General features: G+C 52.9%; 21 protein-coding genes. 8 read left to right on the top strand and 13 right to left on the bottom strand.

What is annotated here, in order from left to right; translation table 11 throughout:
* Positions 1-18: 18 nt before the first annotated feature.
* Entirely contained in the window at positions 19-963 is a 945-nt protein-coding gene (gene ydgH / locus ABVN44_RS00105) for a DUF1471 family protein YdgH (RefSeq protein ID WP_000769294.1), read from the bottom strand.
* A 526-nt stretch (positions 964-1489) separates the two neighbouring features.
* Between ydgH and pntA the strand changes: the two genes are divergently transcribed.
* Both pntA and pntB read left to right on the top strand, forming a co-directional pair.
* Complete coding sequence (gene pntA / locus ABVN44_RS00100) at positions 1490-3019, top strand: Re/Si-specific NAD(P)(+) transhydrogenase subunit alpha (RefSeq protein ID WP_001219362.1); 1530 nt, start codon at positions 1490-1492, stop codon at positions 3017-3019.
* Between the two features lie 10 nt (positions 3020-3029).
* On the top strand, positions 3030-4418 hold the full coding sequence (gene pntB / locus ABVN44_RS00095; RefSeq protein ID WP_000014056.1) for a Re/Si-specific NAD(P)(+) transhydrogenase subunit beta: 1389 nt from the start codon (positions 3030-3032) through the stop codon (positions 4416-4418).
* Positions 4419-4592: 174 nt separating this feature from the next.
* On the opposite strand, the gene ABVN44_RS00090 is transcribed toward pntB, so the two are convergent.
* Positions 4593-5627 carry an AI-2E family transporter gene (locus ABVN44_RS00090; RefSeq protein ID WP_001118268.1) on the bottom strand — a complete coding sequence of 345 codons (1035 nt, stop codon included), beginning with the start codon at positions 5625-5627 and terminating at the stop codon, positions 4593-4595.
* Positions 5628-6044: 417 nt separating this feature from the next.
* Here ABVN44_RS00090 and mdtJ point away from each other — a divergent pair, with 417 nt between their 5' ends.
* Together mdtJ and mdtI are read left to right on the top strand one after the other, a co-directional pair.
* On the top strand, positions 6045-6407 hold the full coding sequence (gene mdtJ / locus ABVN44_RS00085) for a multidrug/spermidine efflux SMR transporter subunit MdtJ (RefSeq protein ID WP_000500278.1): 363 nt from the start codon (positions 6045-6047) through the stop codon (positions 6405-6407).
* Positions 6394-6723, top strand: coding sequence for a multidrug/spermidine efflux SMR transporter subunit MdtI (gene mdtI / locus ABVN44_RS00080; RefSeq protein ID WP_001183821.1), 330 nt, complete (start codon positions 6394-6396; stop codon positions 6721-6723). Before mdtJ ends, mdtI begins: the two co-directional genes overlap by 14 nt.
* Positions 6724-6757: 34 nt before the next feature.
* Here mdtI and ABVN44_RS00075 read toward each other — a convergent pair whose 3' ends face one another.
* Positions 6758-7579, bottom strand: a complete 822-nt coding sequence (locus ABVN44_RS00075; RefSeq protein WP_000549649.1) for a serine protease — start codon at positions 7577-7579, stop codon at positions 6758-6760.
* 268 nt (positions 7580-7847) lie between these two features.
* Positions 7848-8099, bottom strand: a complete 252-nt coding sequence (gene asr / locus ABVN44_RS00070) for an acid resistance repetitive basic protein Asr (protein ID WP_023231952.1) — start codon at positions 8097-8099, stop codon at positions 7848-7850.
* A gap of 235 nt (positions 8100-8334) precedes the next feature.
* Between asr and ABVN44_RS00065 the strand changes: the two genes are divergently transcribed.
* Positions 8335-8427 (top strand): KPN_01571 family protein, encoded by a 93-nt coding sequence (locus tag ABVN44_RS00065; protein WP_001068154.1) that lies wholly within the window; start codon positions 8335-8337, stop codon positions 8425-8427.
* 66 nt (positions 8428-8493) lie between these two features.
* Here the strand turns inward: ABVN44_RS00065 and ABVN44_RS00060 are convergent, their stop codons facing one another.
* A complete protein-coding gene (locus ABVN44_RS00060) occupies positions 8494-9747 on the bottom strand; it encodes an MFS transporter (RefSeq protein ID WP_000091796.1) in 1254 nt (417 codons plus the stop codon).
* A gap of 119 nt (positions 9748-9866) precedes the next feature.
* Between ABVN44_RS00060 and ABVN44_RS00055 the strand changes: the two genes are divergently transcribed.
* The 3 genes from ABVN44_RS00055 (at position 9867) to bioD (ending at position 12935) form a co-directional block, all read left to right on the top strand.
* Entirely contained in the window at positions 9867-10766 is a 900-nt protein-coding gene (locus tag ABVN44_RS00055; RefSeq protein WP_001019577.1) for a LysR family transcriptional regulator, read from the top strand.
* 127 nt (positions 10767-10893) lie between these two features.
* The gene (gene mlc, locus ABVN44_RS00050; protein ID WP_000225093.1) at positions 10894-12114 is read left to right on the top strand and encodes a sugar metabolism global transcriptional regulator Mlc; all 1221 of its coding nucleotides are present in this window, start codon (positions 10894-10896) and stop codon (positions 12112-12114) included.
* Positions 12115-12239: 125 nt separating this feature from the next.
* Positions 12240-12935, top strand: a complete 696-nt coding sequence (bioD, locus tag ABVN44_RS00045; RefSeq protein ID WP_000919206.1) for a dethiobiotin synthase — start codon at positions 12240-12242, stop codon at positions 12933-12935.
* Here bioD and clcB read toward each other — a convergent pair.
* From clcB to dmsB, 8 genes are all read right to left on the bottom strand, one after another.
* Positions 12891-14180 carry a voltage-gated ClC-type chloride channel ClcB gene (gene clcB / locus ABVN44_RS00040; RefSeq protein WP_000554909.1) on the bottom strand — a complete coding sequence of 430 codons (1290 nt, stop codon included), beginning with the start codon at positions 14178-14180 and terminating at the stop codon, positions 12891-12893. The genes bioD and clcB overlap by 45 nt on opposite strands.
* Positions 14181-14315: 135 nt before the next feature.
* On the bottom strand, positions 14316-15464 hold the full coding sequence (osmV, locus tag ABVN44_RS00035) for an osmoprotectant ABC transporter ATP-binding protein OsmV (RefSeq protein WP_000593088.1): 1149 nt from the start codon (positions 15462-15464) through the stop codon (positions 14316-14318).
* Positions 15464-16111: an osmoprotectant ABC transporter permease OsmW gene (gene osmW / locus ABVN44_RS00030; RefSeq protein WP_000379677.1), complete on the bottom strand. Its 648-nt coding sequence runs from the start codon at positions 16109-16111 to the stop codon at positions 15464-15466. Before osmW ends, osmV begins: the two co-directional genes overlap by 1 nt.
* A 9-nt stretch (positions 16112-16120) precedes the next feature.
* Complete coding sequence (gene osmX, locus ABVN44_RS00025) at positions 16121-17023, bottom strand: osmoprotectant ABC transporter substrate-binding protein OsmX (RefSeq protein ID WP_001211193.1); 903 nt, start codon at positions 17021-17023, stop codon at positions 16121-16123.
* A gap of 28 nt (positions 17024-17051) precedes the next feature.
* On the bottom strand, positions 17052-17762 hold the full coding sequence (osmY, locus tag ABVN44_RS00020; RefSeq protein ID WP_000557304.1) for an osmoprotectant ABC transporter permease OsmY: 711 nt from the start codon (positions 17760-17762) through the stop codon (positions 17052-17054).
* 304 nt (positions 17763-18066) lie between these two features.
* Complete coding sequence (dmsD, locus tag ABVN44_RS00015; protein WP_000206571.1) at positions 18067-18681, bottom strand: Tat proofreading chaperone DmsD; 615 nt, start codon at positions 18679-18681, stop codon at positions 18067-18069.
* Between the two features lie 42 nt (positions 18682-18723).
* The gene (locus tag ABVN44_RS00010; RefSeq protein WP_048348847.1) at positions 18724-19581 is read right to left on the bottom strand and encodes a dimethyl sulfoxide reductase anchor subunit family protein; all 858 of its coding nucleotides are present in this window, start codon (positions 19579-19581) and stop codon (positions 18724-18726) included.
* Position 19582: 1 nt separating this feature from the next.
* The gene (gene dmsB / locus ABVN44_RS00005; protein WP_000213073.1) at positions 19583-20200 is read right to left on the bottom strand and encodes a dimethylsulfoxide reductase iron-sulfur subunit DmsB; all 618 of its coding nucleotides are present in this window, start codon (positions 20198-20200) and stop codon (positions 19583-19585) included.
* Positions 20201-20231: the final 31 nt, after the last annotated feature.

Genomic DNA, 20231 nt, shown 5'->3' with positions numbered 1-20231 from the left:
CTGATGGCGACGCGCGCCTTATTTATAGAGGTCGGCGCTGATGGTGATGTTATTGCCGCGCTCCTGCCACTGACGCGTAATATGATAATACTTAGCGCCTTTCTTCGCCGCGCGTTTGGCGACCTGGTAGGAGATTTCTGTCATATTGCCGTAGTTGCCGGTGAACTTAACGCTGTCGAAAGGCACCATCATCGCAGCCGTCGCTTTATTCAGCTCCTCAACTTTTGTGCCATCCGGTAGTGTGACAGTGTAACGCCCGCCTTTGGAGGATTGCGTTTCGAAGAAACGGCCTACTTCGGCGCTCGGCGAGGCTGACGTGGCGACGCCTGGAATTTCGACTTTCTTCGCAGCTTCGCCGCCCTGAGCCAGCGCGGCGCGGCCAGCTTCAGAGTCTGCCGGAATAGCGTCCGGGCTCTGGACGATGCGTTTTTTCGCATCTTGTTTATAGATAAATGCAGTGATGCGCTGGTTTCCGCCCTGATTCGCATCTATCTGACGAACAATATAGAAAGCGTATGCGCCTTTTTGTTTCGCCGCTTTCGTAATGGCATCGTTAACTTCCGGCTGGCTACGGTAGAAGCCCTGAACGGTGACGGTATCATACGGTTCTAATTGTACGGCCTGGTCTTTCGGTAATTCCACGATGCCATTAATGACACGATTTTTGGGCGCGTCGGCTTTCGGCGCGTCGGCTTTATACACGTCCGCCACAACACGCCAGTTACCACTGTTGCCGAACTCCGAGGTGTCGACAACATAGAAGGAGGCTGCGCCTTCTTTATCTGCGCGGCGGGACACGGCGGAGACCGCATCGCCAATAGCATTAAAACGACCGGTAATAACGATGCGGTCATAAGGTTTTAGTGCAGCCGCTTGCTCCGGCGTCAGTTCTGTTGCTGCATGGACAGAAAAAGCAGCCGCAGAAAGCAGAGCCGACGCCAGGAGAGTGTTCTTAAGCTTCATAAAAATAATCCTTCGCCTTGCGCAAACCAGGTACTGGTATTGTTATTGACTAGAAACGTGGCTGATTATTGCATTTAAACCATATGGATGTCTGCGGGATTTTTCACGCATCGTGTCATGTATCCTATCTTTGATGATAACATTTGCCGATATGTCGAAAAAAACAGCGTCCGGGCGGCTAAGCTAATGAAGCGCATAAATTTAATAAGTTAATTTAATGTTAATTTCTTGATCGCGCCAGGGGTTTAATGATGTTTTGCTGTCAAATTTGAGCGAATTATCAGCCCTCGCAGGCCATTTTCAAGGCATTATGGCTGCTTAGCGGCTGAATCGTTCATGTTTTGCAAATTTGATAAAAAATTCTGTTTTTTGGCGCTAGATCACAGGCGTTATTTTCAGTAGGTTATAGAGAGTTTGTAACGGTTTTATTCTGCTGGGGTAACATTTACCTCAAACGCGGGCAGGCGTACGCTTCTCGCGCTTACTGACAAACCATCATTAAAAATACCGATGGAAGGGAACATTTATGCGAATTGGCATACCAAAAGAGCGGTTACCCAATGAAACCCGTGTCGCTGCGACGCCGAAAACGGTAGAGCAGCTACTGAAGCTGGGGTTTAGCGTCGCTATCGAAAGCGGGGCGGGTCAACTGGCAAGTTTTGACGACAAAGCGTTTGCGCAGGCTGGCGCGGATATTGTAGACGGCAATGCTATTTGGCAGTCGGAAATTATTCTCAAGGTTAATGCGCCTGAAGAAGAGGAAATCGCTTTACTGAACCCCGGAACTACGCTGGTCAGTTTTATCTGGCCTGCGCAAAATCCTGGGTTAATGGAGAAACTTGCCGAACGTAAGGTCACGGTGATGGCGATGGACTCCGTGCCGCGTATTTCCCGCGCGCAGTCGCTCGACGCGTTAAGCTCAATGGCGAATATCGCGGGTTATCGCGCCATTGTAGAGGCCGCGCATGAATTTGGGCGCTTCTTTACCGGCCAAATCACTGCCGCCGGGAAAGTGCCGCCGGCGAAGGTGATGGTGATTGGCGCGGGCGTTGCCGGTCTTGCGGCTATCGGCGCGGCAAACAGCCTGGGGGCGATTGTCCGCGCGTTTGACACTCGTCCTGAAGTCAAAGAGCAGGTCCAGAGTATGGGGGCTGAGTTCCTCGAACTGGATTTTAAAGAGGAAGCCGGTAGCGGCGATGGTTACGCCAAAGTGATGTCCGAGGCGTTTATCAAAGCGGAAATGGCGCTCTTTGCCGCCCAGGCCAAAGAAGTCGATATCATTGTTACCACCGCGTTGATTCCGGGCAAACCTGCGCCGAAGCTGATTACCCGCGATATGGTCGATTCTATGAAGGCTGGCAGCGTGATTGTCGACCTGGCCGCGCAGAATGGCGGTAACTGCGAATATACCGTCGCCAATCAGGTTGTGACGACGGACAATGGCGTGAAAGTGATTGGCTACACCGATCTACCGGGGCGTTTGCCGACGCAGTCATCCCAGCTTTATGGCACCAACCTGGTTAACCTGCTGAAGCTGCTGTGCAAAGAGAAAGACGGCAATATTGACGTGGATTTTGACGATGTCGTGATCCGTGGCGTGACGGTGATTCGCGACGGCGACATTACCTGGCCTGCGCCGCCAATCCAGGTTTCCGCGCAGCCACAGGCCGCGCCTAAAGCAGCACCTGCGCCAAAAGAGCCGGAAAAGCCCACTTCACCCTGGCGGAAGTATGCGTTAATGGCGCTGGCGATCATTCTTTTTGGCTGGCTGGCCGATGTCGCGCCAAAAGAGTTCCTCGGCCATTTTACCGTGTTTGCGCTCGCCTGCGTGGTTGGTTATTACGTGGTGTGGAACGTGTCTCATGCGCTTCATACGCCATTAATGTCGGTGACCAACGCAATTTCAGGGATTATTGTTGTCGGGGCATTATTGCAAATTGGTCAGGGCGGCTGGGTCAGCTTCCTGAGCTTTATCGCGGTGCTTATCGCCAGCATTAATATTTTCGGTGGCTTCACCGTGACTCAGCGTATGCTGAAAATGTTCCGGAAAAACTAAGGGGTAACACATGTCTGGAGGATTAGTTACAGCTGCATACATTGTTGCCGCGATCCTGTTTATTTTCAGTCTTGCCGGGCTTTCAAAGCATGAAACGTCCCGCCAGGGGAATAACTTCGGTATTGCCGGGATGGCGATCGCGTTGCTGGCGACCATTTTTGGGCCGGATACCGGCAACGTGGCATGGATTCTGGTCGCCATGATTATTGGCGGCGCGATTGGCATCCGCATGGCGAAAAAAGTTGAGATGACCGAGATGCCGGAGCTGGTCGCGATTCTGCACAGTTTCGTGGGCCTGGCGGCGGTACTGGTTGGCTTTAACAGCTATCTGTACCATGACGCCAGTCTGGCGCCGGTGCTGGTGAATATCCATCTGACCGAAGTCTTCCTCGGTATCTTTATTGGCGCAGTCACTTTCACTGGATCGATCGTAGCGTTTGGTAAACTGCGCGGCAAAATCTCTTCTAAGCCGTTGATGTTGCCTAACCGTCACAAAATGAACCTGGCGGCGCTGGTTGTTTCTTTCCTGTTGCTGCTGGTTTTTGTTCGTACCGAAAGCGTGGGTCTACAGGTTCTGGCGCTACTGCTGATGACCATTATCGCGCTGGCGTTTGGTTGGCATCTGGTCGCTTCTATCGGCGGGGCGGACATGCCGGTGGTTGTTTCAATGCTGAACTCCTATTCCGGTTGGGCTGCCGCGGCGGCTGGCTTCATGTTGAGCAACGATTTGCTGATTGTGACCGGCGCGCTGGTCGGTTCGTCAGGCGCGATCCTGTCTTACATTATGTGTAAAGCGATGAACCGCTCTTTCATCAGCGTTATTGCTGGTGGGTTCGGTACTGACGGCTCCTCAACGGGCGACGATCAGGAAGCTGGCGAACATCGCGAAATCACGGCGGAAGAGACCGCTGAGATGCTGAAAAACTCCCACTCCGTCATTATTACGCCGGGGTACGGGATGGCGGTGGCGCAGGCGCAGTATCCGGTGGCGGAAATCACCGAAAAACTGCGTGCACGCGGTATCAACGTGCGTTTCGGCATTCATCCGGTGGCGGGTCGCCTGCCGGGGCATATGAACGTGCTGTTGGCGGAGGCGAAAGTGCCTTATGACATCGTGCTGGAAATGGATGAGATCAACGATGATTTCGCCGATACCGATACCGTGCTGGTGATTGGCGCGAACGATACGGTGAACCCGGCGGCGCAAGACGATCCCCGCAGCCCGATCGCCGGTATGCCGGTTCTCGAAGTGTGGAAAGCACAGAATGTCGTGGTCTTTAAGCGTTCAATGAATACCGGTTATGCTGGTGTGCAGAACCCGCTGTTCTTTAAAGAGAATACGCAAATGCTGTTTGGCGATGCCAAAGCCAGCGTGGATGCAATTCTGAAAGCGCTTTAATCTTTTAAACGTGCGACGGCCTCTTTGGAGGCCGTTTTTATACACTTCATCCTTTAAGCTGCCTCTTTGTTGGCTGCGCTCAGAAACCCCGGTCACATCGTTATCTATGCTCCCGGGGATTTCTTCCCTTGCCGCCGCGAGGCATCTTGAATGATTTTGTGTATGTATTGCATTTTATCTTTTGTTTAAATCGCTAAGCAGAACGGCGATACTCTGCCCGCCGGTGGTCTGTTCGAGGGCGATTTTGACAATGATGGTTAACGGAACGGAGAGCAACATGCCCACCGGACCTAATAACCAGCCCCAGAAAATTAACGACAAAAATACCACTAAGGTTGAAAGGCCTAAACCACGTCCCATGATTCGTGGCTCAAGGATATTGCCGAAGACCAGATTAATCAGCAGATAGCCTGCCAGCACCAGCAGCGCATCATAAAACCCGTTAAATACCAGCACCTGAATAATGGGCGGCAGGGCAGCGAGCACCGATCCAATATTAGGAATATAGTTCAGCGCGAAGGCCAGTAGACCCCAGACAAAGGCGAAGCGGACATCCAGCGCGGCCAGCATTCCCCATGCGACCAGCCCCGTCACGATACTGATCGCTGTTTTTAACACCAGATAATGGGAAACGCTATCAAGCGCGCGTTGAATTGCCGCCATGCCCTCCACCGGACGGCTCATCATCTGCTGCAGTTTTTCAGGCAATTGTGGAACCTCCAGCAGCATAAATACCACGGTCAATAACAATAAAAAGATGGACGACATGGCATTGGACAGTTGGGTGAGCAGGTTCGTTACCAGAGTCATGGCGGCGTTTGGATCGATATATTTCGCCAGCTCATCAACCGACACGCCAATGCCTGCTCGCTGTAACCACGGTTCAATACGTTGCAACGGTATCACCAATGAGGAGCGATATTGCGGTAGGGTACGAGCCAGTTCATTTAATGATGTCCCCAAATAGGCCAGTAGCAGTACCATTAACATAACAATAATCACAATGAGCAATGATACTGCGATAACGCGCGGAATTCGGCATCGGGTCATCCGTTGCACAACGGGATTGAGAACGACTGCAATAAATAACGCCAAAATAAAGGGAACAATGATATCTGCGGCGAAGCGGATACCGCTCAGAATAACCACCAGCATTCCCAGCATAATGACGATTTTTAGACCATTGAGCGTGATGATCGGTTTTGCCATATCAGTCCCTGTTTTCTGATGCCGACACGAATAATAATGTGATGTCGGTCGACCTGTTCTGGTTAAAATCAAACACTTCAGGTAAAGAAGTGAAAATATTTTGAGTTAATTCCTGGCTTATGATACAAATCAGGCGTGTTCAACTACCGAGGACAATTATCATCCGCGATGACGAGAAGCAACACTGCGGATAATTGTAATATTATGGACAATATGTTCAGCGCTTTTTTCTCCACGCAAACGCATCTTCACTCTACCTCCTTTTTCCTGCTTATCGGCGAGCAGCACTGGCGTAACGCACTTTAGTCTCTCACTTCTGCCTGAGCTGGCGCAATGCGCTGTGCTAACTGATTTTATTTTTTAGTTTGCTGCGTGCAGCAGACTCGAAAGAGTATATTCTCATGCAGGAGAAGTGTCATGTTTTACTGGATTTTATTAGCTCTGGCTATCGCGACTGAAATTACCGGCACGCTCTCAATGAAATGGGCTAGCGTGGGTAATGGCAATGCGGGTTTTATTTTAATGCTGGTGATGATCACGCTGTCATATATATTTCTTTCTTTTGCGGTAAAAAAGATTGCCCTGGGTGTAGCGTATGCCTTATGGGAAGGGATCGGCATTTTATTTATTACCATTTTTAGCGTGCTGCTATTTGATGAAGCATTATCAACCATGAAGATTGCCGGCTTGCTGACGCTGGTCGCTGGCATCGTATTGATCAAATCAGGGACGCGTAAACCCGGCAAACCGGTGAAGGAGGCGACTCGTGCAACAATTTGAATGGATACACGGCGCCTGGCTTGGGCTGGCAATAATGCTGGAAATCGCGGCTAACGTACTGTTGAAATTTTCGGACGGCTTTCGCCGTAAATGCTATGGCATCTTATCGCTTGCCGCTGTTCTGGCCGCCTTCAGCGCGCTTTCCCAGGCGGTAAAAGGGATAGACCTGTCGGTGGCGTATGCGTTATGGGGCGGTTTTGGTATTGCCGCCACGCTGGCGGCGGGCTGGGTGCTCTTCGGCCAGCGCTTAAATCCCAAAGGCTGGGTTGGCGTGATATTACTGCTCGCCGGAATGGTCATGATAAAATTTGCCTGAGACGATCGCTGCCGGTCAGGCAGCGATTCGCGTATTAGTCCTGCGCCAGGGCTTTCAGCTTATCGCGAAAGCCGGTGACGGATATGGCGCGGTTATCGGCGCGCCAGCGATCTTTAGCCGCAGGAGCGGAGCTTTGTACACCAATGAGCTGCCATCCGCTATCCGTGTGCAATAAGAGCGGCGAGCCGCTGTCGCCAGGTAACGTGTCGCACTGGTGTGAGAGTACGGCATTCTGCGCCCAGCCGGTCACGACGCAATCCTGATGGGAATAAAGCGCATTCAGATGATCTTCCGGATAACCGGACTGCGTGACTTTTCGGTCTGCGGCTTTCAACGCCGCAGTAAGCGCCGCTTTATCGCCGGTAAATAAAGGCACTGGCGTGATACCGGAAGGTGGGTAGCGCAATATTACCAGACCAAAATCCCAGCTTGCCGCGGCAGGCGGCACAATCCAGCCATCGCCATCCGCTTTCAGGCGTCGGCCCAGCGACGGTTCAACGCGGCCTTCAATGCCGTGGATTTCATAGCGCCATACTCCTTTTCGCGCCACAAAACGCAGCGCAACCGCCTTGTCTGGTTTTCCTTTCGGTGGCGTTAGCAGGCAGTGACCTGCTGTCAGGGCGATATGCGGGGAGATAAGCGTTGCCGTACACAAATTACCGCTGGCGGTCTCTAGTTGCCCGATGGCATCCCACGGCGATTGGGTAGGATCGGCGACGGGCACCCGATCATCATGGTTAAAAAAAAGCGTTTTGACGTCGCTGGCATCCGTGGCGTCTGTTTCAGCCCCCCTGGCTTTCGCCATAACCGGTAAAAAACACACTATGCCCAGTAATACAGCAATGGTTTTATGCATATCACACTCTGGTGGGTAATTATGATTATTAACAACAAACCCTCAGTACTACTATAGACGTGACGGTAAGAAAGTGGGAGTAAAATCAGATAACTACACTCAGGAAAGATAGAAATGCGTGGCAATAACGGCGCATAAAATAAGCACGATAAGAATGAGCTCAAAGCGGTAGCGAGACACTTTTTTGCCCTCCCGGAAGGCGGCGCTAAACCAGAACAATTTAGCGCCGTAAAAACGGGCGCGGGGGCGCGCCGCAGCATGTTACGACTTACGCAGCCGGTTGAGTAGTTGGTTTTGACGTAGATTTGGCTGGGGCTTTTTTGCCATCTTTTTTCTGGTGCTTTTTAGCCGCCTGCGCTTTTTGCTCAACGGTTTTTTTATGCTGTTTTTTGTGGTGCTGGGTGTTCTGGGTTGTTTTGGCAGGCGTTGCGGTTTTCGCAGGCGTTGCAGTCTCAGCCGCGAATGCTGCGGAAGAGAGACCCATTGCAGCGGCAACAACCAGAGCTAATACTTTTTTCATTTTGATACCCTCGATTTGGTTTTCATTCAACCCCACTGCGGGGCCGGTGAAATGACTATATCGCTGTTATCAAAAGGCTTCCGTGAGTGATTGGTTTCGGCATGTAACGCTATGTACAATCCCCCGGTAACGCGATGTAAGCCCCCACCATAATAGGTAGCTTTACGTTACCGGCCGTTATTTTTGGTCGCAGAGTCGGTAATATCCGCCCTCCAGAATAACAGGCACACTGTATATGAATCCGATAATCTGGGTGGTATTTACGCTTCTGGCGCTGGATGCAATCAGAGAAGTTATGGGCGTATCAAGCCTGACAGGTCTATGGTGAACAGTGAGTCGTGGCGTGAAACCAGCCCGGCGATAGCGCACGTTGCTATCGCCGGATTATTTCTTTTCAGGCGTGAAGACGATGATGTAACCGCGTCCCGACCAGGATGGCCAGCACCAGCATTAGCGCGATAAAACCACCTACGCCGTTCCAGCCGTAACTATGCCAGAATACGCCGCCTAGCGTCCCGGCGATACTGGACCCCAGATAATAGCTGAAAAGATAAAGTGACGAGGCCTGTCCCTTCGCCCGGCGCGCACGCGGGCCAATCCAACTACTGGCCACGGAGTGCGCGGCGAAAAAGCCGGCGGAAAAAAGCAGCATCCCGGCAAAAATCAGCCAAAGCGAGGTAAAAAGCGTCAGTAAAAGCCCACCCAGCATTACTGCGGTAGAGAACAGCATCACCGGCCCCCGGCCATAGCGTGAGGTCATTGCGCCAGCTTTCGGCGAGCTCCATGTGCCGGTGAGATAGGCTACGGATAACAGTCCGACCACGGCCTGGCTTAATTCCCAGGGGGAGAGCATCAGGCGATAGCCAATGTAGTTAAACAGGGTGACGAACGCGCCCATCAGTAAAAAGCCTTCCGCAAACAGCAGAGGTAACCCTCGATCGCGCCAGTGGAGACGGAAATTAATAAATAGCGTTTTAGGCCGTAGCGACGTGGGACGGAAATGTTGCGAGGCGGGTAAAATCTTCCAGAACATCAGCGCGGACGCCAGCGCAAAGCATCCGATGGCCGCCAGCGCGATGCGCCAGTTAAAAAAGTCGGTCATGACGCCGCTTAATAAACGCCCGCTCATCCCGCCGATGGAATTACCGCTAATATAGAGTCCCATAGAGAAAGCGACAAAGCTGGGATGGATTTCTTCACTCAGGTAGGTCATTCCCACCGCGGCGACGCCGCTTAACGACAGACCGATCAGCGCACGCATAATCAGAATACCATGCCAGCTGGTCATCATGGTTGATAACAATGTGCAGCAGGAGGCTAATAACAAGGCGGTGACCATCACCGGTTTACGGCCTATCGCATCAGAAAGCGGGCCGGTAAAAAGTAAGCCGATAGCCAGCATGGCGGTAGAAATAGAAAGTGAAACGCTGCTGCTGGCGGGGGAGACGCCAAACTCCTGGGAAAGTACCGGTAGTATAGGCTGGACGCAATAAAGGAGCGCGAAAGTCGCCAGGCCCGCGGAAAAAAGAGCCAGCGTGACGCGCATGAAAGGCGCTGTACCGCGTTTAATAAATTGAACCGGCTGAGAATGGCGTTGTTCATCGATATCGCTCGCCGTGGCGTCATCGAGAATAGTTGTACGACTCACGTTAAATCCTTGCTTTACATCTCCGTCAACAGGAGACGGGTATAACCGACATGTAAAGCATAGAAAAAGCAAAATATTCTGTCTAATATATTAATTGTCTCAAATAAGACGTTAAAAATATGAATATCGAATTACGTCATTTACGTTACTTTGTGGCGGTAGCAGAAGAGCTGCATTTTGGTCGCGCCGCCGCGCGCCTCAATATCTCGCAGCCGCCGCTGAGTCAGCAGATACAAATTCTGGAGCAGCAGGTCGGCGCGCGATTACTGGCGCGGACCAACCGCAGCGTAGCGTTAACCGCCGCCGGGCGACAGTTTCTGGTGGATAGCCGACACATCCTGAGTCTGGTAAACGACGCCGCCGCTCGCGCCGAGCGGTTGCATCAGGGCGAAGCGGGTGAAATCCGTATTGGCTTTACGTCTTCAGCGCCTTTTATTCGGGCGGTATCGCATACCTTTTCGCTGTTCCGCCAGTCCTATCCGGGAGTGCATATGCAAACGCGTGAAATGAATACGCGTGAGCAAATCGCGCCGCTCAACGAAGGCGTACTGGATATTGGCTTGCTGCGGAATACGCCGCTGCCCGACACACTTAATCGCGAGGTGATTTTGCATGAGCCGCTTATGGCCATGATCCCGCGCGAACATCGGCTGGCGCAAAAGCCGGTCGTCAGTCTGACAGAACTGGCGGAAGAACCTTTCGTCTTTTTCGATCCACATGTCGGGACGGGCCTCTACGACGATATTCTCGGCCTGATGCGGCGCTATAACCTGTCGCCGACCATCACGCAGGAGGTTGGCGAGGCAATGACTATTATCGGTCTGGTGGCGGCGGGACTGGGCGTCTCGATTCTGCCGGCATCCTTTAAGCGTGTACAGATGAGCGAGATGCGCTGGGTTCCCCTGGCAGAAGAGGACGCCGTATCTGAAATGTGGCTGGTATGGCCAAAGCATCATGAACAGAGTCATGCCGTACAGCGGTTTTGCCAACTGCTATTACTGGCTGCCCGACGGGATTAATTACGCTTAAAAAGGGTGAAAATGTGCAGTTAATCACACGGCTAAGCAAAAAGTTGACGGCGAGTATTGAAGTGTTTCACCATAGCACACAGATTATTTCGGAGCGCGAAAATAAAGGGAGTGAGCGGTGGTTGCTGATAGTCAGCCTGGGCATATCGATCAAATTAAGCAGACCAATGCTGGCGCAGTGTATCGCCTGATTGATCAGCTCGGACCGGTATCGCGAATTGACCTGTCTCGTTTGGCGCAGTTGGCGCCTGCCAGTATTACGAAAATTGTTCGCGAAATGCTGGAAGCGCATTTGGTTCAGGAACTTGAAATTAAAGAGGCGGGCAGTCGCGGACGTCCCGCCGTCGGGCTGATGGTGGAAACGGAGGCCTGGCACTATTTATCTATTCGTATTAGCCGTGGCGAAATTTTCCTTGCGCTGCGCGATCTTAGCAGCAAACTGGTGGTAGAAGAGTGTCTGCCGCTGCCGTTAAACGAAGCCACGCCGTTGCTTGAGCGAATTATTACGCACGTTGATCGGTTTTTTACCCGCCATCAGCAGAAACTGGAGCGTCTGACCTCTATTGCCATTACGTTACCGGGCATTATCGATACCGAAAACGGCGTTGTGCACCGAATGCCGTATTACGAAGATGTCAAAGAGATGCCTTTGGGAGATGCGCTGGAGCGGCACACCGGCGTACCGGTTTACATTCAGCATGATATTAGCGCCTGGACGATGGCAGAGGCGCTTTTTGGCGCTTCACGCGGCGCGCGCGACGTTATCCAGGTGGTGATTGATCATAATGTGGGGGCGGGCGTTATCACCGACGGTCATTTGCTTCATGCGGGCAGTAGCAGTCTGGTAGAGATTGGGCATACCCAGGTCGATCCTTATGGTAAGCGCTGTTATTGCGGTAATCATGGCTGTCTGGAGACCATAGCCAGCGTCGATAGCGTGCTGGAACTTACGCAGCTTCGGCTTAATCAGTCAATGAGTTCAATGTTGCACGGCCAGCCGTTAACGGTAGATTCACTGTGTCAGGCGGCGATGCAGGGAGATCTATTAGCAAAAGATATTATTAGCGGCGTTGGCGCGCATGTCGGACGCATTCTGGCTATCATGGTGAATTTATTTAATCCGCAAAAAATTCTTATTGGTTCGCCGCTAAGTAAAGCGGCTGATATCCTTTTTCCGGCCATTGCTGACAGTATCCGTCAGCAGGCGCTGCCCGCCTACAGCAGGAATACGGTTGTGGAAAGCACGCAGTTTACCAACCAGGGTACGATGGCCGGGGCGGCGTTGGTAAAAGACGCGATGTATAACGGCTCTTTGTTGATTCGTCTATTACAGGGTTAACATTTTTTAACTGTTGTACAAAAATTTGCGCTAACTCAAGCTGATTGCCCTTGCCATATCTTAGACTTTCTCCACTGTATTATTTTCCTGGCTTATATTTTCGAAGCATAACGGTGGAGTTAGTGATGCTGAAGCGTTTCTTTATTACAGGTACAGACACTTCTGTTGGGAAGACGGTGGTTTCCCGCGCATTACTACAAGCGTTAGCGTCGGGTGGTAAGAGCGTTGCAGGGTATAAACCTGTCGCTAAAGGGAGCAAAGAGACTGCAGAAGGGATGCGCAACAAAGACGCGCTGGTATTGCAAAGCGTCTCTTCGCTGGAGTTGCCGTATGAGGCGATTAATCCGATCGCGTTAAGCGAAGAAGAAAGCAGCGTCGCGCATAGCTGTCCTATAAATTACACCTTGCTGTCCAACGGTCTGGCGAGCCTGAGCGATAAAGTGGACCACGTGGTTGTGGAGGGTACTGGCGGCTGGCGTAGTTTGATGAATGATTTACGTCCATTGTCCGAATGGGTGGTACAGGAACAGTTACCGGTATTGATGGTGGTAGGGATTCAGGAGGGGTGCATTAATCATGCGCTACTGACTGCGCAAGCTGTCGCTAACGATGGACTGCCATTAATTGGCTGGGTGGCGAATCGTATCAATCCTGGCCTGGCGCATTATGCTGAAATTATTGATGTGCTTGGGAAAAAACTGCCAGCGCCGCTGATTGGCGAGTTACCGTACCTGCCGCGCGCCGAGCAGCGTGAGCTGGGGCAGTATATTCGTTTGTCAATGCTCGGCAGCGTGCTGGCGGTAGATAGAATCATGGCGTAACGTTCGCGAGAGCACTGACGCGACTACACAGGCAATCAGCAGACCGGGGAGTAACTGATACTCGCCGGTCATTTCACAAATCATCAGGGTGGACATTATCGGCGCATGGGTTGTCGCCGCCAGTAGCGTCGCCATACCCACCAGCCCCAATAAAATCGCTATTTCATCCGAGCCTGGCAGCCAGAATCCCCATATCCGACCCAGAAACATTCCAATGGATAATCCGACAAATAATGTTGGCGTAAAGACGCCGCCCGGCGCGCCAGACCCGCTGCTGGCGAGCACCGCCAGGATTTTGCACGCAAAAATTCCGCCAATCAGCGAGAATAGCGGCGGAGAGAGCAAAAATGATTGTACGACGCTATAGCCGTTTCCCCATACCGTGGGCGTGAGTAACGACAGTAATCCGACAATAAGCCCGCCCAACGCCAGTTGCCAGGGCGGGGACAGTTTTAAGCGTAAGAAACTATTATGGCTGGCCGTCATCAGCCACATCAGCAATGGGCCGCACAGACCGGCGACCAGACCGGTACTGACTATCATGACGTACTCCCGCGCGTGGAGATCAACGGTCAGATGTACGGTATAGAGTAGTGAATCGCTACCGTTTAATACATGGGTGGTTAGCAGGGCGACGACGGCGGAAACGACAACCGGGCCGAGGGAAGCCAGCATTAAGGTACCGAACAGGATCTCCGCGATAAACAGGCTGCCCGCCAGCGGCGCATGGTAAGCGCCCGCCATGCCCGCAGCGGCGCCGCTGGCGATCCATAATTTCCATTCCTCACGCGGCGTGAAGCGTCGGGCAAAGCTGGATGCCGCCAGCGCGGCGAGGAGGATCATTGCGCCTTCGCGACCAATTGCGCTGCCGCTGACCACGACCAGCAGCGAGGCCAGCGATTTCACCAGACTGGCGCCAACGTCAAATTGCCCGTCGGTTTGCAATGCTTCCATATAGTCAGTGGGCGCATGGGGGCGTTGTTGGTTCATTTTTTGCCACCCCCACAGCAACAGACCAGCGGCCAGGCCGCCAAGCGCTGGCGTAATCAGCCGTCGCCAGGGCGAAAGCCCCTCAGCCGCATTCACCAGACTGCCAGTGTCATTGCTCAGGAAAATCCACTCCAGCAATTGCATCGCATGACGGAAGGCGGCGACAGCCAGCGCCGCGAGAATACCGATGAGCGTAGCGATCAGCAGGCGACGAAACATCGCGCGCAGATCCGGGTAAGCGTGTAAACGATGCATGAGCGGGTAAACAGGGAGTTTCAGGATAGCCTATTCTGCGGGGAAATGGCGTCAGACGCAAAAGCACTATGTGCGATATAATATTGCGTACAATAATGATATTGCCGGATAGCGAGAGGCCATCCGGCGGCAGCGTTAGCTGTTTTCGTGAATATTTAGCGCCCGACGCGTGCGGCCTGAGCTGAGATAATCGGCGATGTAATCCTGAGAGATTTCACCGTTATAGCGTCCGTCTTCATCAACGATCGGCATCCAGCTAGTATTACTTTCGTACAATCTGGACAGCACAATACGCAGATTATCTTCCGCTTTGCCCGTAATACGGAAAGGATGGGTGATATCGGCGCAGATTCCGCTGGCGTTCCGAGCCTCCCGGCGCTTCACAAATCCCAGTGGCTTACCGTCGTTGTCAATGACGGTAATGGCGCGAATATCGTGATCATCCATAATGCCGAACGCCTCGCTTAACGGCATTGAAGGCCGCGCGGTAATGGTTGGCTGTTGGTCGGTCACATCGCCTGCGGAGACCAGTAGCAAACGCTTTAACGTTCTGTCCTGACCGACAAACGACCCGACAAACTCGTTAGCCGGTTTGGCCAGCAGTTCATCAGGACTGGCGCACTGTACAATTCGCCCCTGACGGAACACGGCGATACGGTCGCCGAGTTTTAGCGCTTCGTCGATATCATGGCTGACCAGCATCACGGTCTTTTTTAGCTTACGCTGCATATCCAGAAACTGGTTCTGGATCACTTCGCGGTTAATGGGGTCCACCGCGCCGAAGGGCTCATCCATCAGCAGTACCGGCGGATCGGCGGCCAGAGCGCGGATCACGCCAATACGCTGTTGCTGTCCCCCGGACATCTCCTTTGGATAGCGATGCAGAAATTTTCTGGCATCCAGCGCCACCATGTCCATCAACTCTTCGGCGCGTTGCTTGCAGCGCGCTTTGTCCCAACCCAACATGCGCGGCACAACGGTAATATTTTCTTCAATCGTCATATTAGGAAACAGGCCGATCTGCTGGATAACATACCCAATATTGCGGCGTAGCGTTACCGTATCCATATCGTTGGTATTCTCGCCGTTGATAAGAATATTACCGCTGCTGGGCGCGATCAGCCGGTTGATCATCTTTAACGTGGTGGTTTTGCCGCAGCCGGAGGGACCGAGTAAGACGCACATTTCGCCTTCCGGCACGTTCAGGTTGACGTTGTCGACGGCTTTTAGCGGCTGACCCTTTTTCTGTACAAATTGTTTGGTGAGATTTTCCAGTTTTATCATTATCGTATCCCCTTAGGTGTCAGTACGACTTGCAGACGATGCAACAGCCAGTCAAGCACAATCGCCAGTAGACAGATCATCAGCGCGCCGGCAATTAACATGCGAATATCGCTGCCGCTAATGCCGTTTAACAGTAGCAGTCCCAGACCGCCGGCGCCGATCACCGCGGCAATCGCCATTACGCCGATATTCATCACTACCGCGGTGCGGATACCCCCGAAAATAACCGGTAGGGCCATTGGGATTTCGACCCAGCGCAGCCGTTGCCAGAAAGTCATACCGATGCCGCGTCCCGCTTCACGCAGACCGGGCGGCAAACTATCAAGCGCAGTATGGGTATTACGGACAATCGGCAGTAAAGAGTAGAGAAAAACAGCCGTCACGGCGGGCAGAACGCCAATACCATGTCCGATCAGCGAAAAGAGCGGGATCATTAACCCAAACAGCGCGATAGACGGAATGGTAAGAAGTAGCGTGGCGGCGCCCAATACCGGCGTTGCCAGCCATTTGTGGCGTACAATCAAAACGCCTAACGGTACGCCGATGATAATCGCCAGACCGACGGCCAGCGCGACCAGCCAGAGATGCTGAAAGGTAAGGCTGGCGAGATAGCCTGCGTTATCCAGCATATAATGTATCGTATCCATAGGCGCTCCTTACAGCAGACCTTTGTCCTGCAAAAATTGATGGGCTACCTGTTGCGGCGTGCGATGCTCGATATCGACCTGGGCGTTTAGGGTCGATATCACATCGTTATTGAGCAGGCCGGAAAGGGTGTTTAAGGCGTCATCAAGGCCAGGATTGGCTTCCAGCACCTCTTTACGCACCACGGGCGTGACAGCGTAACTTGGAAAGAAGCCTTTATCATCTTCCAGCACTTTCAGATCAAACCCTTTCACCCGTCCGTCGGTGGTATAGACCAGCCCGGCGTCAACCAGCCCATCCCGAACGGCGTTATAGACCAGCCCTGGGTCCATCTGTCGTATTTGCGGGCGATCAAGCTGCATCTGGTAGGCTTGCTGAAGGGGCTTCATTCCGTCGCTGCGCCCGGCAAATTCCAGATCGAGGCCGAGCATCCAGTTGTGGTCAGGATCGTTCTGCCGGACCTGTTCGATTTTTGCCACCATTTGCGAGATGGTGGTGATATTTTCCGACTCGGCGCGTTTGCGCTGCATCGCGAACGCGTAAGTATTGTTCATGTCAGCCGGTTTGAGCCATACCAGGCCCAGCTTCGCATCCAGGCGTTTTACCGTGTCGTAGGTTTCCTGTGGACTCATGCGCTTATCGATACGGTTGAAAATAATCAGCGATGTACCGGTGTATTCCCAGGTAATATCAATTTGTTTATTCACCATCGCATTACGTGAAATCACCGCGGCGATATTGGTTTGCGGCTGAACCTGAAAGCCTTTCTTCTGCAAATACTGAACGGTCATAGCGGAAAGAATATGCTGCTCGGTAAAGCTTTTGGTGGCGAGAACCAGCGGCGCGGCCTGCGTCTGGCTACTGAACAACAGCGTTGCGGCAAGCCATCCCAACAGGTGTTTTTTGAATCTCATTTAACGCTCCTTATTGTTATTTATGCGTTCAGACGGTATGAGGGCTAAGGCGTCGCCCAAACCAGGCAAGCAGAGTGTCAAGAATCAGCGCGAATAACGCCGTGGCCGTTGCGCCGAGGATCAACGTCGGAAAATCGTTGAGATAAATTCCCGGGAAAATCAGCTCGCCGTAGCTGCTGGCGCCAATCAGAAAGGCCAGCGGCGCGGTGCCGACATTGATGGCGGTCGCGATGCGAATACCGGACAGCATCACTGGCCACGCATTAGGTAGCTCTACCTGACGAAGCCGCTGCCATTTTGTCATCCCAATCCCGTTCGCCGCTTCAATCAGTGAGGCGGGAACGGAACAGAGGCCCGCATAGGTATTGCGGACGATAGGCAGAAGAGAAGCCAGAAATAGCGCGACAATGGCGGGCGTATCGCCGATCCCGATAATCACCATCGCTAAGGCCAGGACGGCCAGTGGCGGCAAGGTATTACCAACATTAAAGATTTGCATGACATATTCAGCAAATCCTTTTGCCGCAGGACGGCTGAGTAAAATCCCACTCGGGATACCGACCAGTAAAGCAAAAAACATGGACGTAAAGACCAGCATCAAATGCCGTTGTCCGAGATACAGCAGATCGACCTGACGTGCTTTCAGCGTCTCCAGACCGATTCCCCAGATAAACAGCGCCAGTAACAGCAAAATGACGATAGTGAACCCAAGTACACGTTTTAGGGTGAGGGTGTGCATTGCGGTGTGTCTCCCTGTTTGCATGTGTTATGGCGACGTTAAGAGTCGCGTGTTGTTATGCCATGTTCCGGCAGGGTGCTTTGAGCTATAGCAACAGGTTGGGAAGGATTCCAGCGGAGCGTGATGTTTAACACTGTTAAACATCTATTAACAATTATGTTTTGCCCTTATGCGGCTTAGCGTGAACATTCACGATAAAGAATTATCTTAAAAATAGAAGCGTAGTGTGACGTTGTCACTTTTTGTAGATAAAAATAGGCCGCAATGGGAGAAAAGGCAGGTAAAATCCTGCCTTTTGTGGGGATTAACGGAATAACGGTTTTACAGCGACGGGAATAATAAGTTGAGCTTGCCATTGCGCCAGCGTCAGACGCGCCAGTTGCCCCAACGCCTGATAAAACGGATGCCCGGCATGATCGATAAATACGTCCAGAAAGCGGGACGACCACGGAAACAGATGCCAGGCCAGGAGTTGTTCGCATTCATGATGACGATCATTCTCGGCAAGCCAGGCCGCCAGCAGCAACAGCGACCCAAAATGATCTTCTGGCTCGTTTTGCTGCATTTCAAACTGAATTCCGTTTTCGCGCATCCACTGACGTAGCGCCAGCGTAGAATCGCCAAATAATACGCTCTCACGATCCAGCCAGACGGAACCCCACGGCGGAGACGGCAGAGCGTAAGGGCCGATAAACAGACGCTGCCAGGCCTGTGGCAACGACTCTTCGCTGTGGGTCTTAAACATAGCCGCCACAGGCGCAAGCGCCTCGGCATCAAGCGGCCACTGCGCCTGCCAGTCGTCGGTTAATAGCGCCTGAACCAGAGGAGCGGTTTCGTGGCTTTCCGGCGAATAATAAAACAACGCGCCGAGAACACGCGCCGTTACTGAAAAATCATCACGTTGTAAAAAAGTGGTCATTCAAACAATCCCGAAAGGTGCGGGTCGCCCCGCACGCATAAATTAACCTGCGACGGCCATACCTACGGTCATATGCAGGCCATAAAAAAGTCCGCGGCCAATAATTTCGCCTGCCAGCACCAGCACGACACCGAGCAGCAAACCAACGGTATGCGGTTCGCGGCGACGGATTAGCGGACATAGCCAGCAGCCTAATCCGGCAGCAAGCAAGACAATGCGCCAGACCTGTAGCATACCGTAATCCGGTACGAGATGGCTGGCCTGTTGCACGGAACTGTGAATGGTTGAGAGAGACAGTCCTTGTAGTACGATGACCGCCACGCACACCACCAATGCCAGGCCGCTAATACTGGCAAACGTCACGCTGCAAAATGGGACGCGCGCGATGCGTAGCAGTAGCGCTGCAAACACCGGGCCGCACAGGAATGCCGTGAGGAAAAAGGCCAGCGTGGTGTAGCCATTATACCAGGTTGGCACGGTATCTATCTGATAAACGAGCGTCATTGCCCAGATGAATGCAACGCCGAGCGCCATACTGACCAGCAGCCACACTTTACCCAGCGCCGGGGGCATTTTACCGAGTACCGCCACCAGCCACCAGATGCCGCCTACGGCAAAGAACACCGATCCTGCGGCGATTTCATTACTCAGTGCGGAAGCGCCTACGCGGTTAAGCGAGTTAAACGCGCGCATCGGCGAGCCGAGATGCATAATCGACGCGAGGAATCCCAGTCCCATCACTAGCCACAGAAAAAACATGCTGCGCACGATGCGCTGACGGGCGATGGTATCGTCTTTTGCCGTCAGCCAGCCCAGTCCGCTAACGATTAACGCGCCGACCACGCACTGACCAAAGACCGTGAAGATCATCAACGGCCATTCATGCCATCCACTTCCCATCTTATACCTCCTTCGGATTGGCCAGGTAACCGGTAGTGTCCCCGGTCGGGCGGCTGTTGGCGTTGGGTTTAATCACAATATTCGGCTTCGTGAAATGCGCGCGCGGCAACGGCGCGACGGCAGCCAGCTCACCGTGTTTTTTGCGCAGTTCGTCTATCGGGCCGAAATCCAGCGCCCGCAGCGGACAGGATTCGACGCAGATCGGTTTCTTGCCTTCCGCCACCCGGTCATAACAGCCGTCGCACTTGGTCATATGACCTTTGGCCTCGTTGTACTGCGGCGCGCCGTACGGGCAGGCCATGTGGCAGTAGCGGCAACCGATACAGACCTCTTCGTTCACTACCACAAAACCGTCATCGCGCTTGTGCATCGCGCCGCTCGGGCAGACTTTGGTACAGGCCGGGTCTTCGCAGTGGTTGCATGAAATGGAGAGATAATAGGCAAAGACGTTCTGGTGCCAGACGCCGTTATCTTCCTGCCAGTCGCCGCCCGCGTATTCATATATCCGCCGGAAACTGACGTCGGGAGTGAGATCTTTGTAGTCCTTGCAGGCCAGTTCGCAGGTTTTGCAACCGGTGCAACGACTGGAATCAATAAAAAATCCATACTGGGTTGTCATCGGTTACTCCTTACGCCTTTTCAACCTGAAC

Source organism: Salmonella sp. SJTUF15570 (assembly GCF_043357055.1).
Classification (GTDB): Bacteria; Pseudomonadota; Gammaproteobacteria; order Enterobacterales; family Enterobacteriaceae; genus Salmonella; species Salmonella enterica.
This window is presented reverse-complemented; position numbering and strand designations above follow the sequence as displayed.